This window comes from Devosia sp. LjRoot16, assembly GCF_964252795.1.
Taxonomy (GTDB): domain Bacteria; phylum Pseudomonadota; class Alphaproteobacteria; order Rhizobiales; family Devosiaceae; genus Devosia_A.
The window spans coordinates 265,432-281,369 of the sequence record NZ_CAXUPH020000005.1 but is presented as its reverse complement, the minus strand read 5'-3'; the positions used below and the strand labels follow the sequence as shown (position 1 = coordinate 281,369).

The window sequence follows — 15,938 nt, the reverse complement described above, 5'->3', positions numbered from 1 at the left end:
AAAAGACGTGACGGCAACAGGCAGAAACCAAATGATCAGGCCCGCCGGCGTGGTCCCGGCTGCGACGGCACGGCGCGCCAGTCCGGGACCCGATCGAGCGGGTACATCGGCCGCGGCACCCGCTTCCATGGCAGCGTGAACACATCCGACTGGCCGGGGCCGCGCGTATCGGCACGGATCACCCGCGAGGTCAGCGGCGCGAAATACTGGAAGTTCGACGCTGTCTTCAGCACTGCGATCTTGTAGTCGCGCGGGTCCACGCCCATCGCCTCGTAGAGCTGCGGCAGGTTGCCGGCGAGCCCACGCAACTCGGTGATCATCATGGTGATTGGCCCGACATCGAAGATCACCGCCTGGCCGAGATCGACCTCGTTCTGGTGGCCGTCGGTGATATGGATCATGCCGCCGCCGACAGTCCGCACCGTGCCCGTCACTTCGATCGGGGTGAAGAACTCGGGCGCCGCATCGCCGCCGAGCAGCAACGTCACCTGGGCACCCTCGCCGGCTTCGCTGAGGGTCTTCGCCGCACCCGGCGAGATCAGCGGCACCAGCGCCTTGCTCTTGAGCTTCAGCCGGAGCATCGCCTCGAGGATCAGGTTGCTGTCACCGGCCGAGCCGCCGAACACCGTGTCGCCGGTGTCGGACAGCACCACGATACCCTCGGACTCGGCATCCGCCATGCGCACCGCATCGTCGATCGACACCGCCTCGCGCACCTGGAAGTCGTCACGCAGCGACCAGCAGAGATCGGCCAGTTCGTCCGCCAGTTTCTCGGCCAGCGCCTGGTCGTTGTCGGTGACGACAATGGTCGCCCAGCCGCCTTCGGCCACATCCAGCCAGGGCTGCATCGGATAATTCGACGCCTGCAGCACCCGGGGGTCGGCCTCCATGGCGCGCGCCCGGTCGAACCAGGCCTTCATCGGCCCCCTCGAGGTGAGGAACTGCTCCTGGTGCGACACCAGCGGGATCTTCCGCCACGCCGTGGTCGGCCTGAGCTTCTCCGTGAGGATCTTGAGCAGCAGCTCAGTGCCGATTACCCCGGTATCGAACGTATCGTGCGGCTGTGTCCGGTGCCCGACGATGGCGTCGACGCTGTCGACCATCTTCTGCGTTACGTTGGCGTGGTGATCGAGCCCCAACACGATCGGCACATCCGGCCCGAGGATTTGCCGACAGAGCGCCGCCTGCTCGCCCTCGACATCGTCGATCCCTTCGGCGGCGCAGGCCCCATGCAGCTGCAGCGCCAACCCGTCGATCGGCCCCGCGGCCAGCGCCGCCTTGAGCCCTTCGCGGATCTTGTCATCGAAATAGTCGTAAGAGGCCCGGTCGATCCGCCCGCCGGCCACCGCCCAGGCACGGATGATCGGCACGATCTCGATGTCGAGACCGGACTTCTCGATCACCTCCAGGAAGCCGCCGACCTGCCCCAGCCCGCGCAGCTTCTCGACGATGTCGCGCCCCTCGTAGATGCCGAACGCCTCATAGTCCGCCATCGTGGTGAGGACCGGATTGAAGTCGTTGGTTTCCTGGGCGACGTGAATAACGGCAATACGCAAAGCCAATCTCCGGCAACGCCATCCCGTCCCGCCAAATGAGGTTTGGCGCGGTGGACAGTCGTATCGGTTCTCCAAAGGCGGAGAACTTCAGAATAGTCTCGGAAACGGAGCGCTAAGCCATTGCGATCACAGGGCGCACCCGTAGATCATCACGCTATTAACGGCCCAAAATGGTGTCAATAACGCCAGGTTTCGTCAGGGGGAACAACGGTGGCACGGGACTTCGACCTTAGGAGTGGCTGGGAGAAAGGGTGAAGGACCTCTCGGCTAACCCACCACGATCACTCCACCTGCGATGTCATCCCAGCGAAAGCTGGGATCCAACTCTCCTCTGGTAAGGGCTGTGAAATGGGTCCCTGCTTTCGCTGGGATGACAGCCGGTGGGCTGTTCAAGGGTCGAGCCCACCAGCTTCGCCGGGCGCGCCGCAAACGCCCTAGTGCTGCGCCGACAGATGTGTGGAAATCCGCTTGGCGGCGCCCTTCAGCGCATCGGCCGCCACTATGGTGAGTTCCGGCTTCATCCGCCGCTCCGGCGCGGAGAGGCTCATTGCCGCCACCGGGTAGCCGGTCCGGTCGAGGATCGGCACGCCGATGCACATCAGCCCGTCCTCGTTCTCGCCCACTTCGATGGCGTAGCCGCGCCGCCGCACGTCATCGACCTGCCGCCTGAGCTTGTCGGCATCGGTCAGCGTGTTGATGGTCCGCTGCGGCAGCTCGCTGCTGAGCGCCAGCGCGTCGGCATCGGGCAGGAAGGCCATCATGGCCTTGCCCAGCGAGGTCGAGTGCGCCGGATGCCGGTGGCCGATCCGCGCATTGGCGCGCAACGGCCGGCCGGGCTCCAGCATATCGATATAGACCACCTCGTTCTCCGACAGCACGGCGAGGTTCACCGTCTCGTGGAAGGTCTCCATCAGCGTCCGCATCTCCGGCTGGGCGATATCACGCAAGCCCTGCAACTCCTGGTCGACCCGCGCCAGCGAGCGGAACTTGCTGCCCACGCCATAGCGGTCGCGCTTCAGGTCGTGCTCGAGAAACTGCGCCGCCGACAGCGTCTGCAGGTAGCGGAACACCGTGGTCTTGGGCAGCTTCAGTTCCTGCACCGTCTCGGTCAGCGTCACGTCGTGCCCCTGCCGCGCCACGTAATCCAGCACCTGCAGGGCCTTCATCACAGGAAGAACGATATAGTCGCCACCAGACTTGCTCATCGCTTACCCCTTGGTTGATCGGTCAGAAGAACGTTTTGAGTGCGGCCGTGACGCCGTAGTCCTCGTCGACCAGCACCAGCATCTGCCACTTGTCGAAGGTCGTGCACGGGTGCCCGATGCCGAACGCCACCATGTCGCCGGCCTCGAGCGGGCTGTCGGCGGGCGTGGTCATGTGACAGTGCTGGTCGTTGAGCGCCACCACCGTATGCCCCGTTGGCATCGTCTCAGGCTTCGTCATGCTGCCCGGCCGGAACCAGCGCAGCGGCACCGGCATGCCGGCATCGAAGCTGATGTCGCGCTTGCCCATGGTCAGTACCGTGCGCCCACCCTCGGGGCGCGACTGCACATAGGCCCAGACTTCCAGCGCCGCCTCGAGGCGGCCCTCCGGCAGCTTCAGCGAGGTGTCGTTGATGATCCGTTCGAACGCGGCGGCATAGGAGATCGAGTCATGCGTCAGGTAGCAGCCCGAGCGCAGCACCTTGACCACCGGGCGCGCGAACGCCACCTGGTTGAAGCGCGTGCCGACGCGATCGAAAAAGGCCGAACCGCCGGCGCTCACCACCACCGGCTGGCCATCGCGGAACAACCCTTCGGCGAGCGCGCTGACCGCCAGCGCCGCCACATCGTCGATCAGCCCATCGGCCGCCTCCGGTGTCGGCAGCAGGCCTTCGAAGCACTCGAAGCCGCCCAGCACCAGGCCCGGCGTCGAGGCGACGACGCGCGCCACTTCCATCGCCTGCTCGCGGGTCCGCGCTCCGGTGCGCCCACCGAGAAAGCCGATCTCGACCAGCACGCGCAGTGGGTTGCCCTTGGGCGGCGGGTTGCGCTTGGCGCCGTCGGCCAGCAGTTGCAGCCCCGGCAGCCCGTCGGCGAGGCAGTAGAGTTCGAACCCGTCGCCCTGCAGTGCCTTGAAGCAGGCATCGATCGCCTGCGCGCCGACCGGCTGGTTGGCGATCAGCACGCGCTTCACCCCGAAGCGCACGCAGACACTGAGCTGCTGCACCGTGGCGACGGTGATCGCCCAGGCGCCATCGGCCACCTGCAGGTCGAACAGAGCCGGCGACATCGTGGTCTTGCCATGCGGCGCGATCACCAGGTCATTGTCCCCGGTGAAGGCGCTCATCCATTGGCTGTTGGCGCGCACCACCTCCTGCCGGATCACCGCCAGCGGCAGCGGCATATCGCCCTTCAGCACGTTCCAGCCCTGCTGGCCGACGGCGCCCACCGTCAGCTCAGGCGCGTCGAACGGCAGCCCCTTGGTCAACGGGTCGAGCGGCTGGCGATCAAGGGAACTAAGGTCGAGACGGGGAATCAGAGCCATGGGTGGGGGTCCAGCGGATAGATGGGACGGCGGAGCTTGGTGTACGGGATCGTCCTGGGATCGCTCGGAAACGGCCCGCCGGTATCGAGATAGTGGATCTTCGCCGCGATCTTGGAGAATGCGGCATAGAAGTGGTTCGACGACTTCACCACCACGACCTTCTTGGCCGCGAGGTCGATGCCGAACTTGGTGAAAGCCGGCGGACTGAAGGTTTGCGACCGCCCGGTGGCGAGGACGATATCGACATTGCCGATGCTGATCGCCGCGGCCGGCCCGAGCGACACCCAGCTCTGCTCGAACGGGATCAGCAGGTTGTCCGACACCGCCTTGACCACCACGTCGGCATCGACCGGATGGCCGGAGGTTTCCGACACCTTGCCGCAGAAGCGCAGCCGGATCGCCGCGCCGACGCCCGCCGCGCGGCAGAACTGCACCGCGATCGGATCCCACAGCGCGCCGATGGCCGACGGGATCCCCGGATGCGCCAAGAGCGCATCGATCATCACCGAGGAATCCCCGGCAACGCCGCCGCCCGGGTTATCCCAGCGATCGGCAAAGACGATCGGCTGACCCGGCTCGGCCAGCGCCAGCTGGATCGCTTCTTCGGGCTTGTAGTGATAGGGCGCTGCGGCGCCCGGCGGCCAGCCGAGGATCTCGCGCCCCAACTGCTCGGCCAGCGCCTTGGCCTTGGCGCGGTTGCGCTCACCATCGGCCACCACGAAGACCTTGCAGCCGACATCGGCGACATCGGCGGGCGTGAAGCCGTGCGTCACCGAGATCGACAGGATGCCGTCCTTGCCTTCGAGCTCTATCAGCTTGTCGACAAAGCTCCGCCCCGGCTCACGGCTGGTCATGAACGCAGCGGTAAGCGAGCGAAGATCGAACACTTCGGTCACCGGCTCGATCTCGCCGCGCGCCGTGCGGAGGCAGAGCTCCACCAGATCCTCGGCGCGCGCCAGGAAATCGGTGTGCGGGAACTCCTTGAACGCCACCAGTACGTCGGCATTGTCGACCCGCTGTCGCGTCAGGTGATGGTGCATGTCGAGTTCGGCGCCGACCACCACGTCGGGCCCGACGATCTGGCGCGTCCGCGCCAGCAGGTCCCCCTCGCAGTCGTCATAGCCGCGCGCCACCATGGCGCCGTGCAGGCCATAGAGCACGATATCGACCGGCATCGCCGCCCTGAGCTGGTCGAGGATTTCGTCGCGGAGGCTCTCATAGGCGCCTTGCGAGACCAGCCCTGCCGGCTCGCCCCAGGTGGCGGTGCCCTCGATCAGCGTGAAACCGTCGGTCTTCGCCCGGCGTCGCGCTGCGACCATCGGCGCCGAACAGAGCGTCGGCGTATCCGGATGCGTGCCCGGCGGGCAGTAGAAGGCTTCCTCGAACGCGCTGCGATCGACGAACAGCGGCGAGAACGTATTCGTTTCGGTGGCCAGCGACGCTACAAAGACCCGCAACACATCCGCTCCCTGCCATCCATCCTATATGATGGAACGGCCTTTCGTTGGCCGCGGAGAATGTAAAGATGTTGGCAGCCGAGCTGTCAACTCTACCGAGGTCGCATCTCGGCAAAAGCTGGTCTAACTGCTTGCGCCATGCCGGCGCTCGTGTCTTATTGCGCCGGTAACAGCCATCCGGCGATTGTTCTACAATGTGGAACCAGCCGCGAGAGACCGTGCCAATGCCCAGAACCAGCGCCCCTGACAACGCGCAGACCAGCCTCCCCACCGCCGAAGCCCGTATTCAGTCGGTCGCTCGCGCCAAGGCGCTGCTCGACGCCATGGCCGGCGGTGATTGGGTATCGCTGCGCGACCTGGCGATCCGCACCGGCCTCGCCAAGACCACCGCGTTCAACCTGGTCAGCGCGCTGGTCGATGTCGGGCTCACCGAGCGCGACGCCAAGGCCGGGGCCTATCGGCTGAGCCTGCAGCACCTGGTCTACGGCAAGGCGGTCGAGCGTCGGCTCGATATCGCCGCCATCGCCCGCCCGCACCTGATCCGGCTCTGCGCCACGACGCGCGAGACGGTGAACCTGGCGCTTCCCGGCCCGACCGACGCGGTGATCGTCGAAAGCCTCGAGGGCAGCCAGTCGCTGCGCGTTTCCTCTTACTCCGGCACCCGCGCCGCCTACCACTCCACCGCCTGCGGCCGGGCGCTCCTCGCGCATCAGCCGCTCAACTTCCGCAAGATCATCTATTCGGTCGGCAACCTGCCGGCCGCGACCTCGCGCACCATCACCGACCCCGAGGCGCTCGAGACGGTGCTCGAGCGCTGCCGCACCCTCGGCTGGGCCACCGAGTTCGAGGAAAACGAGATGGGCAGCGCCTGTGTCGCCGCGCCGATCTTCGGGCCCGGCGGCGACGCCATCGCCGCCGTCAGCATTGCCGGCCCCTCGGCCCGTTACGAGCCCGACAATATCGAGCGGCTGGGCAAGCTCCTCGTCGCCAGCCTCGCCGAGATCACCGCCGAAATGACCCATCACGCGCCGCATCCGAGCTCCAAATGACCAAGCCTCGCATCCTCCTCGCCGGCCTGTTCCACGAGACCCACACCTTCGTCGACGAAATCACCGGGCTTAGCGAGTTCACCATCAACCGCGGCAGCGCAGTAACGGCGCGGCGCGGCGACGGCTCGACCATCGATGGTTTCCTCGAGGTCGCCGAAACCGAGGGCTGGGAGGTTGTGCCGGTCGCCGACTTCTCTGCCCTCCCCTCCGGCACAGCCGACCACGCGGTGTTCGAGCTGTTCTGGAGCGAACTGCGCGCCGGACTCGCAGCGGCGCTCGCCGACGGCGGTCTCGACGGTATCTGGCTGGCGCTGCACGGCGCCATGGTCACCACCCAGAGCGTCGATCCGGAAGGCGAGCTGCTGGCGCGCATCCGCCAGGTGCCGGGCGCCGAGACGCTGCCGCTGTTCGGCGTCTTCGATCTTCACGCCACTTTCACCGCCGCCATGGCGAGGAACGCCAACGGCCTCGTCGCCTATCGCGAGAACCCGCATACCGACGCCAACGAGTCGGCGGTCCGCTCGGCCCACCTCCTCGCCCGCGCGCTGCGCGACGGTGTGCTGCCGCACATGCTCGCCCGCAACGCTCCGATCATCTGGGCCCCCACCGGCGTTGGTACCGCCGACCGCCCGATGCGCGATCTCGAAGCGCTGGCCCGCCGGATCGAAGCCGAAAACCCGGAAATCTGGACCGTCAACGTCGTCGCCGGCTATTCCTTCTCCGACATCCCCGATGCTGGCGTCGCCTTCTCCGTCACCACCACCGGCAGCGATGCCGACGCCAAGTCGGCTCTCGACCGGCTGGAAAACCTCGCCATCGAGCTGCGCGAGCTCGGCATTCCCACCGAATGGGATCTCGACGCCGCACTCAGTGAGGTGAAGACCCTCCCCGGCGGCCCCTATGTCATCGTCGAGCCCTCCGACAATATCGGCGGCGGCGCCCCTGGCGATTGCACCCCGGTGCTGCGCGGCTTCCTCCGCCACGGCATCACCAATGCCGCCGTCGCCATCGCCGATGCCGCCGCGGTTCGCGCGCTCGATGGCGCCAAACCGGGCGACAGGCGCACCCTGTCGATCGGCGGCAAGGGCAGCCGGCTCGACCCGGGCCCGGTGGAGCTCGAAGTCAGCTTCGTCAGCCGCTCCGACGGCGCCTTCACCCTCGAGGATCGCCACAGTCACCTCGCCGCCATGCAGGGCATCCACTACAATATGGGCCCCTCGGCCGTGGTCGAGGCCAACGGCATCAAGATCCTCTTGTCGAGCCGCAAAACCCCGCCCTTCGACCTCGGCCAGCTGCGTTCGCAGGGCATCATCCCCGAAGAGCTGTCGGTGATCGGCGTCAAGGCAGCCGTTGCCCATCGCCGCGCCTACGACAAGATCGCCAAGGGCAGCTACACCGTCACCACACCGGGCCCCTGCACCAGTGCCCTCAAGACCCTGCCCTACCAGCGGCTTCGGAAGCCGGTCTTCCCGATCAGCTGATCTCCAGGAGAATATCGATGATCGAATATCCCAGCGCGCCGGATACCCCGCGCTCGCATCTGCCATTCAGCCCGGCCACCAAGGTCGGCGACCTGATCTTTGTTTCCGGCCAGGCGTCGGTGGACGCCACCGGCAAGATCGTCTCGGACAGTTTCGAGGGCGAGATGCGCCGCTCGATCGAGAACCTGCGCAAGGTGCTGGAAGACGCCGGCAGCGACCTCGCTCATGTGGTCCAGACCCGCAACTATGTGCGCGATGACGCCGACCTGGCGCTCTACAACCGCATCTATCCTGAGTACTTCCAGGCGCCGTTCCCGGCCCGCACCACCATCACCAATTGCCTCGGCGCGGCGCTCCGCTACGAGATCGACTGCATTGCCGTCGCCAAGAACTCCAAAGCATAGGAGCGCTTTCAGGAAAAGTTGTGAGACTTTTCCGGTTCGAAAGCGCGACCAAATCAAAATGCACTAGTGCCGGCTTTATCGGCTTTCCGCCCATTTTTTCGCCTCGCGAAACCGGCGGCCATTTACAACTTTCAGGCCCTGGGGCCACTTGGACTAGAAGAATTGAGGAGTCCCGCGTTGACCGTTACATCCCCTGCCGCACCATCGGCTGCTCAGTCACGCCCGCTCAGCTTCGATAAATCCGTCGAGGCGATCCGCACCAACTCGCAGTGGATCTCCGGCGGCGTGAACAGCAATTTCCGCCTCAACATCTCGCCCACTCCGCTGGTATTCGAGCGTGGCGAAGGCGCCTATCTCTACGACGTCGATGGCAACCGGCTGATCGACTACTACCTCGGCATGGGCCCGATGATCCTCGGCCATAAGCCGCAGGCGCTGGTCGATGCGGTGAAGTCGCAGATCGACAACGGCATCCTGTTCGCCGGCCAGACCGCCATCGAAGCCGAGGCTGCCCGCCTTGTCTGCGAGCTGGTGCCGTCGGCCGAGCGCATGCGCTTCGGCTCGTCAGGCTCCGAGGTCGACCAGGCCGCCATGCGCCTCGCCCGTGCCGCCACAGGCCGCACCAAGATCCTGAAGTTCGAAGGCCACTATCACGGCTGGTTCGACAACGTGCTGTGGTCCACCGCCCCGGCCCTCGACGCCGCCGGTCCGGCCGATGCGCCGGTCCCGGTGATCGGCTCGAAGGGCCAGCTCAAGGACACTGCCGATACCCTCGTCGTCCTGCCCTGGAACAATCTCGAACTGCTCACGGCGCGCCTCGCCGAGGGCGATATCGCCGCCGTCATCATGGAAGCGGCGATGTGCAACCAGGGTGCCGTGCACCCGCTCCCCGGCTACCTCGAAGGCGTCCGCGAAGCCTGCACCAGGACCGGCACCATCCTGATCTTCGACGAAGTCATTACCGGTTTCCGCCTCGCTCCCGGCGGCGCGCAGGAACTGTTCGGCGTCACCCCGGACCTCTCGACCTTCGGCAAGGCCATCGCCAACGGTTTCCCGGTGGCAGCGATTGCCGGTCGCGCCGACCTGATGGACATGTTCACCTCGGGCGGCGTCGTTCATGGCGGCACCTACAACGCTCAGCCGATCGCCATGGCGGCGACCGCCGCGACCCTGAAGTCGCTGACCCCGGCGCTTTACAAGAAGATCGGCGTTGCCGGCACCGCGCTGCAGGACGGCTTCAAGGAAATCTTCGCCTCGGCCGGCGTCACCGCCTCGGTGGTCGGCTTCCCGCAGGTCTTCCACGTCGCCCTCGGCCTCGACAAGCCGGCCCGCGACTACCGCGATCTCGCCAGGATGAATCGCCCGGCCTACATCGCCCTGACCACCGCCCTGATGTACCGCGGCGTCCGCGCTCTCGAACGTGGCGCCTGGTTCCTCTCCAGCGAGCACGATGCCGGCGTGATCAACGACACGCTCGCCGCGATGCGGGATGCGGTACGAGAGCTGAAGGCCAAGGGGACGCTATAGCGCTCTCATGACTGGGGCCGGTGCGGGCTGACCCCCACCCCTGTCCCCTCCCCCTAAGAATGGGGAGGGAGACGATAGCCTCGATATCAGTGTGAGGGTCTCCCTCCCCCTTGCGGGGAGGGGACAGGGGTGGGGGTCAGCCTGCGGCAGCCTATCCGGCGGCGTCGTCCCACCCCCCACCTCCAATCCTCTTCATTGGCCATCTGACTGCCGTCTCGCGCTAAGCCCAATCCCGCATTAGGAATAGCGATATGACCGACGACGACGAAGATCGGACCCTCCCCGCGGATCTCGGCGCCCTGCTGCAGACCGGGCGCCAGCGCACCGCGTTGCGCGCCCGTCGTCCGGAAATCACCCTACATCAGCTCCGCATCTTCTGGGCCGTCGCCCATTCCGAAACCCTGACCCGTGCGGCCAAGCAGTTGGGCCTCGCCCAGCCTTCGCTGTCGCAGCAGCTGTCGAAACTCGAGACCACTGTCGGCACAAGGCTGTTCCGGCGTCACTCCAACGAGATGACGCTGACCGAGGCCGGCACCTACCTCTTGCCCCGCGCCGAACAGATCCTCCGCAACATGCAGGATCTCGAGGATGGACTCGGCCAGTTCAGCGGCGGCCACCGCGTTACCGTCCGCCTCGCCGGCATCAATTCGGTGCTGCGCGTCGTACTGCCGGCGGCGCTGACCAGCACCCAGTCCAAATTCCCGGATATCGACTTCGACATCCAGGAAAGCGCCCCCGCCGACATCCTCGAGATGCTCTATGGCCGCCGCGTCAGCATCGGCCTGCTTGCCGCCAACTCGGTGGCGGAGGCCAGTGTCGGCTTCCTGCAGATCCCCATCATCGAAGACCCCTATGTGCTCGTCGTCCCCGAGCAGTTGAACCTCGACGACATCGCCGACCCGCGCGAACTGGCGCCGCCAGACTGGGCCATGCTCAACCGCTCGATCCAGTTCATCTTCGGCACCCAGCACGCCAAGCGCGTCGCCGATTGGTACGACCAGATGCTGCCCGAGCATCGCGTCGTCGCCCAGTGCCGCAGCTTCGAGGTAGCCATCGGGCTGGTTCGCGCCGGCTCCGGCATCTGCCTCGCCCCGGCGCTCTCCACCGTCAGCGGCAGCGCTTCGCTCGACGGCGTGCGGCTCTATCGCATTAATGCCGATGCCCGGCGCATCGTGGCGCTGGTCGCCTCGCAATACCGCCGGCAGGAGCCTTATGCGAGCCTGATCGATGCACTGCAGGCCGCGGGGGAAACCCTGGCGCTGCCCGGCATCCGCCCCACGCCGCCCTTCCTCGATCGCGCTTCTCTCTCCGAATTCTAACCAATAGGCCTTATCTATCAGCATGATAGAGTGCGGGCCCCGGCGTTCTCCCTAAACTCCTCGCTCGCGGCACCAAGCCGTGAATCGTGAGGAGAACTTCAGATGAAGTCCTGGAAGAAACCCAAGCTGGTCGAAGTGCCGGTGAGCATGGAAATCAACATGTACGCTTGCGCGACCCGCAAGTAATCACGTCGATCCTGCCGCGGGGACGGGCCTCATGCTCAGCATAATTGTCCTGGGAACCGCGGCGGGTGGCGGGGTGCCGCAATGGAATTGCGGCTGCGACAACTGTCGTGCCGCCCGCACCAGCCATGCCGAGCTCCGGGCCACGCAAGCCTCGATCGCCGTCAGCGCCGACCGGGCGCACTGGTTCCTGATCAACGCCTCGCCCGACCTCCGCCAGCAGCTCACGCAGACCCCGACGCTCCACCCGCGCGCGCTGCGCCATAGCCCAATCGCCGGCGTGATCCTCTCGAATGGTGAAGTCGACGCCATCGCCGGGCTGTTGAACCTGCGCGAGGGCACGGCATTCAACCTCTACGGTCACCAGCGCGTATTGGACCTGCTCGCCGACAACTCGATCTTCAACGTGCTGAAGCCGGCGCTGGTCCCCCGCATCGCCATTACACACGACGCGGCGTTCGAGCCGCGACTGCCCGACGGCACGCCGTCCGGTCTCGAAATCCTCCCCTTCATCGCCCCCGGCAAGGCCGCTCTGTTCGTCGAGGAGACCAGCGCCAACGAAGCTGGCGATACGCTGGGCTTCGTCATCCGCGACCGGGCGAGCGGCGAGAGCCTGGTCTTCCTCGCGGCCTGCGCTGCCCTCACCCCCGAGGTCGAAACGTACCTGCGCGGCGCGAAGCTGGTGTTCTTCGATGGCACGCTGTTCACCGATGACGAGATGATCCGCCTCGGTCTGTCGGCAAAGACCGGCCAGCGCATGGGCCACATGGCCATGTCTGCCGCCATCCCTGCCCTCGATGGCCTCGGGATCGAGCGGAAAATCTTCCTGCACATCAACAATTCAAACCCTGCCCTGCTGCCCGGCTCGCCCGAGCGTCAGGCGGTGGAACAGGCCGGCTGGCAGATACCGGCCGACGGGATGGAGATCACGCTATGACTGCACTGACGGCTTTCTCAGTCGCCGCAGACGCCCCGCTCGATACGCCCGAGCAGCTCGAGGAACAGCTGCGATTCATCGGCGCCACCCGCTATCACAGCCTCCACCCGTTCCATGCCTTGCTCCATGGCGGCAAGCTCAACCAGGGCCAGGTGCAGGCCTGGGCGCTCAACCGCTACTACTATCAGTCGACCATCCCGATCAAAGACGCGGTGGTGATCTCGCGCTTCCGCGATCGCGACACCCGCATCGAATGGCGTCACCGCATCGCCGACCATGATGGCGACATCGGCACCGAGGGCGGCATCGAGCGCTGGATCAAGCTGACCGAGGGCCTCGGCCTCGACACCGATTATGTCGAGAGCGCCGAAGGCATCCTGCCGGCCACCCGCTTTGCCGTCGAAGCCTATGTGCATTTCGTACGGGAGAAATCGCCGCTCGAGGCCATCGCCTCCTCACTCACCGAGCTGTTCGCGCCGAACCTCCATGAGGAGCGCATCTCGGGCATGCTGAAGCACTATGACTTCGTGAACCCTGAGGTGATGAGCTATTTCAGTCGCCGCCTCACCCAGGCGCCACGCGATTCCGAGTTCGCCCTCAACTATGTCAAACAGCACGCCAAAACCCCCTACGAGCGCCAGCTGGTCTGCAATGCGCTGATCTTCAAGACCAACGTGCTCTGGGTGCAGCTCGACGCGCTCTACCACGCCTATGTCGAGGGCCATGTGCCGCCCGGCGCCTTCGTCCCGGCCATGCCATGAGCACCGCCACCGCCCCGGCGGCCCGGCGCCGGCTTATCGTTGCCGAGGACAGCATCCCCACCCTCGCCCGCGGCACCCGTCTCCGCTACGACGAGACTCGCCAGCGCTGGGTGCTGCTGGTGCCCGAGCGCGTCATGGCTCCGGACGAGATCGCCGTCGAAATCCTGCAGCTCTGCGACGGCCAGCGCAGCGTCGCCGCCATCATCGACCAGCTGGCGGCTGCCTACGCCGCGCCGCGCGAAGAGATCGGCGCCGATGTCATCGCCATGCTGCAGGACCTCGCCGGCTCCGGCTTCGTCGTCGAGGCCCGGAGGGCCACGCCATGAGCCCCACCCTGCTCGATACCAGCCCCGTCTTCGCCGACCCAACGGATGGCCTCGCCATCCTCGAAAACAAGTCCGTCGCCGAGAGCTACGGCATTCCGCTCGCCGTGCTGCTCGAGCTCACCCATCGCTGCCCGCTGCAATGCGGCTACTGCTCCAACCCGGTCGAGATGGAGCGCGCCGGCAACGAGCTCAGCACCGACGAGTGGAAGCAGGTGCTCACCGAACTCGCCGAAATCGGCGTGCTGCAGGTGCACTTTTCCGGTGGCGAGCCGACGGTTCGCAAAGATCTCGCCGAGCTGATCCGGCACGCCACCGAGCTCGGGCTCTATTCCAACCTCATCACCTCGGCGGTGCTGCTGAGCCGCGACAAGCTCCAGGCGCTGGCCGACGCCGGGCTCTGCCACATCCAGATCAGCTTTCAGGGGAACGAACCTGAACTCGCCAACCGCATCGCCGGCTTCAAGGGGCATTCGAAGAAACTGGAAGCCGCCGGCTGGGCCCGCGAACTCGGCCTGCCGCTGACCGTCAACGCCGTGATGCACCGGCAGAACCTCCATCAGCTGCCCGGCATGATCGACATGGCCGTAGCGCTCGATGCCGATCGCATCGAAGTGGCGAACGTCCAGTATTACGGCTGGGCACTGAAGAACCGCGCCGCCCTGATGCCGACCATCGCCCAGATCGACGACGCCACCCGCATCGTCGAGGAAGCCTCGGAACGCCTGAAGGGCATTCTCGACATCGACTATGTCGTTCCCGACTATTATGCCGACCGCCCGAAGAAATGCATGGGCGGCTGGGGCCGGCAGTTCTTCAACATCACCCCCTCCGGCAAGGTGCTGCCCTGCCATGCCGCCGAGACCATCACTGAGCTCGATTTCGAAAGCGTCCGCTCCAACCACTCGATCGCCTGGATCTGGCAGAACTCCGACGCCTTCAACCGCTATCGCGGCACCGGCTGGATGCCCGAGCCGTGCCAGAGTTGCGCTTTCAAGGAACAGGATTTCGGCGGCTGCCGCTGCCAGGCCTTTGCCCTCACCGGCAGCGCCGCCAACACCGACCCCGCCTGCAGCCTGTCGCCGCGCCACCACGAGATCTTCAGGACGGCCGAAGCGGAGTCTGCTACCGGAACGAACCGCTACATTTACCGCAACTTTGCGGGTGGCACACTGGAGCCTGACCAGCAGGAATTGTGAGGCACGTGCCGAGAGCCAAAGCTCTGGCTGCGTGCTAACCACACCCACCGGCTGTCATCCCAGCGAAAGCTGGGACCCCACGGCGAGGGCTCTGCCCTCGTCCGGAACCAGCCCGCGAGGCGGATGGTTGGGTCCCTGCTTTCGCAGGGATGACATCGAGTGTGTTTCGCAGATCGAGGACGCTTCTTCGTGCCGCTGGACGACTTCACTACCACCCCCGCCACCCTCCGCCTCCCCGTCGGCGACGGGCACGAGCTCTACATCGAGACCCTCGGCGCCGCCGACGGCATCCCTGCGGTCTACCTGCATGGCGGGCCCGGCAGCGGCTGCCAGCCGGCGCACCGCCAGCTCTTCGACCGCAACCGCTTCCGCGCCGTGCTGTTCGACCAGCGCGGCGCCGGCCGCTCCATCCCGGCACGGTCGCGTGAGGCCAACACCACCGCGCATCTGGTCGCCGACATGGAGCGCATCCGCATGCATTTCGGCTTCGAACGCTGGCTGGTGGTCGGCGGCTCCTGGGGCGCGACGCTCGCCCTCGCCTATGCCGAGGCGCATCCCGAGCGCGTGCTCGGCATCGTGCTCCGCGCCACCTTCCTCGGCACCCGCGCCGAGCTGGAATGGGCCTTCGGCACCGGCCTATCGACCTTCTATCCTGATCTCTACGAGGATTTCCTCAGCCTCCTCACGCCGGAGGAGCGGCTGTCCCCGGTCGACAGCTATTTCCGGCGCATCCTCGATCCCGATGTCGCAGTCCACGGCCCGGCGGCTCGCGCCTATGGCGACACCGAGCGCATCCTCTCCGAAGTGCGCCCGGCGACCACGCGGCTCGATTTCTCACCCTCGTCGCGCGTCCCGGCCACCGCGCTGATGGAAGCGCACTATTTCAGCCATGACAGCTTCATGGCGCCCAACCAGCTGCTGGCCAACGCCCACCGCCTCGCCGGCATCCGCGGCATCATCGTCCAGGGCCGCTACGACCTGCTCTGCCCACCCCGCACCGCCCACGCACTGGCGGCGATCTGGACCGATGCGGAGGTGCGGGTGGTCGACAATGCCGGCCATTCGCTCAGCGACCCGGGGATTACCGAGGCGGTGACGGCGGCGATCCGCAGTTTTGCAGCTTGAGCCAAATCAGCCGCCTGCGTCCCCTCTCCCCTGAGGGGAGAGGGGAGTGCAGCTCGGACCGAAGGTCCGTAGCGGAACTAGGGTGAGGGGT

Annotated in this window: 15 protein-coding genes; 11 read left to right on the top strand and 4 right to left on the bottom strand. The window is 66.3% G+C overall.

What is annotated here, in order from left to right; all coding sequences use genetic code 11:
- Positions 1–35 precede the first annotated feature (35 nt).
- The 4 genes from ACSQ23_RS22690 to ACSQ23_RS22675 all read right to left on the bottom strand — a co-directional run bounded on the left by ACSQ23_RS22690 (position 36) and on the right by ACSQ23_RS22675 (position 5,539).
- Positions 36–1,556 (bottom strand): M81 family metallopeptidase, encoded by a 1,521-nt coding sequence (locus ACSQ23_RS22690; RefSeq protein WP_436092001.1) that lies wholly within the window; start codon positions 1,554–1,556, stop codon positions 36–38.
- A gap of 434 nt (positions 1,557–1,990) precedes the next feature.
- Complete coding sequence (locus ACSQ23_RS22685) at positions 1,991–2,761, bottom strand: IclR family transcriptional regulator (protein WP_436092000.1); 771 nt, start codon at positions 2,759–2,761, stop codon at positions 1,991–1,993.
- Between the two features lie 22 nt (positions 2,762–2,783).
- Positions 2,784–4,082 carry an alanine racemase gene (locus ACSQ23_RS22680; RefSeq protein WP_436091999.1) on the bottom strand — a complete coding sequence of 433 codons (1,299 nt, stop codon included), beginning with the start codon at positions 4,080–4,082 and terminating at the stop codon, positions 2,784–2,786.
- Positions 4,073–5,539, bottom strand: a complete 1,467-nt coding sequence (locus ACSQ23_RS22675) for a M81 family metallopeptidase (RefSeq protein ID WP_436091998.1) — start codon at positions 5,537–5,539, stop codon at positions 4,073–4,075. The genes ACSQ23_RS22680 and ACSQ23_RS22675 overlap by 10 nt, the downstream gene beginning before the upstream one ends.
- A gap of 224 nt (positions 5,540–5,763) precedes the next feature.
- Between ACSQ23_RS22675 and ACSQ23_RS22670 the strand changes: the two genes are divergently transcribed.
- The 11 genes from ACSQ23_RS22670 (at position 5,764) to pip (ending at position 15,847) form a co-directional block, all read left to right on the top strand.
- Positions 5,764–6,588 carry an IclR family transcriptional regulator gene (locus ACSQ23_RS22670; RefSeq protein WP_436091997.1) on the top strand — a complete coding sequence of 275 codons (825 nt, stop codon included), beginning with the start codon at positions 5,764–5,766 and terminating at the stop codon, positions 6,586–6,588.
- On the top strand, positions 6,585–8,069 hold the full coding sequence (locus tag ACSQ23_RS22665; RefSeq protein ID WP_436091996.1) for a M81 family metallopeptidase: 1,485 nt from the start codon (positions 6,585–6,587) through the stop codon (positions 8,067–8,069). The genes ACSQ23_RS22670 and ACSQ23_RS22665 overlap by 4 nt, the downstream gene beginning before the upstream one ends.
- Before the next feature lie 17 nt (positions 8,070–8,086).
- Positions 8,087–8,473 carry a RidA family protein gene (locus tag ACSQ23_RS22660; protein WP_436091995.1) on the top strand — a complete coding sequence of 129 codons (387 nt, stop codon included), beginning with the start codon at positions 8,087–8,089 and terminating at the stop codon, positions 8,471–8,473.
- 177 nt (positions 8,474–8,650) lie between these two features.
- Positions 8,651–10,000, top strand: coding sequence for an aspartate aminotransferase family protein (locus ACSQ23_RS22655; protein WP_436091994.1), 1,350 nt, complete (start codon positions 8,651–8,653; stop codon positions 9,998–10,000).
- Positions 10,001–10,251: 251 nt separating this feature from the next.
- Positions 10,252–11,319: a LysR family transcriptional regulator gene (locus ACSQ23_RS22650; protein WP_436091993.1), complete on the top strand. Its 1,068-nt coding sequence runs from the start codon at positions 10,252–10,254 to the stop codon at positions 11,317–11,319.
- Between the two features lie 102 nt (positions 11,320–11,421).
- Positions 11,422–11,505, top strand: a complete 84-nt coding sequence (pqqA, locus tag ACSQ23_RS22645; RefSeq protein ID WP_055046352.1) for a pyrroloquinoline quinone precursor peptide PqqA — start codon at positions 11,422–11,424, stop codon at positions 11,503–11,505.
- A gap of 31 nt (positions 11,506–11,536) precedes the next feature.
- Positions 11,537–12,439, top strand: a complete 903-nt coding sequence (gene pqqB, locus ACSQ23_RS22640; RefSeq protein WP_436091992.1) for a pyrroloquinoline quinone biosynthesis protein PqqB — start codon at positions 11,537–11,539, stop codon at positions 12,437–12,439.
- On the top strand, positions 12,436–13,200 hold the full coding sequence (gene pqqC / locus ACSQ23_RS22635; RefSeq protein WP_436091991.1) for a pyrroloquinoline-quinone synthase PqqC: 765 nt from the start codon (positions 12,436–12,438) through the stop codon (positions 13,198–13,200). Before pqqB ends, pqqC begins: the two co-directional genes overlap by 4 nt.
- Positions 13,197–13,526 (top strand): pyrroloquinoline quinone biosynthesis peptide chaperone PqqD, encoded by a 330-nt coding sequence (gene pqqD / locus ACSQ23_RS22630; protein WP_055882757.1) that lies wholly within the window; start codon positions 13,197–13,199, stop codon positions 13,524–13,526. Before pqqC ends, pqqD begins: the two co-directional genes overlap by 4 nt.
- Entirely contained in the window at positions 13,523–14,722 is a 1,200-nt protein-coding gene (pqqE, locus tag ACSQ23_RS22625; RefSeq protein ID WP_436091990.1) for a pyrroloquinoline quinone biosynthesis protein PqqE, read from the top strand. The genes pqqD and pqqE overlap by 4 nt, the downstream gene beginning before the upstream one ends.
- A gap of 189 nt (positions 14,723–14,911) precedes the next feature.
- Entirely contained in the window at positions 14,912–15,847 is a 936-nt protein-coding gene (gene pip / locus ACSQ23_RS22620; protein ID WP_436091989.1) for a prolyl aminopeptidase, read from the top strand.
- The last annotated feature ends 91 nt before the right edge of the window (positions 15,848–15,938 follow it).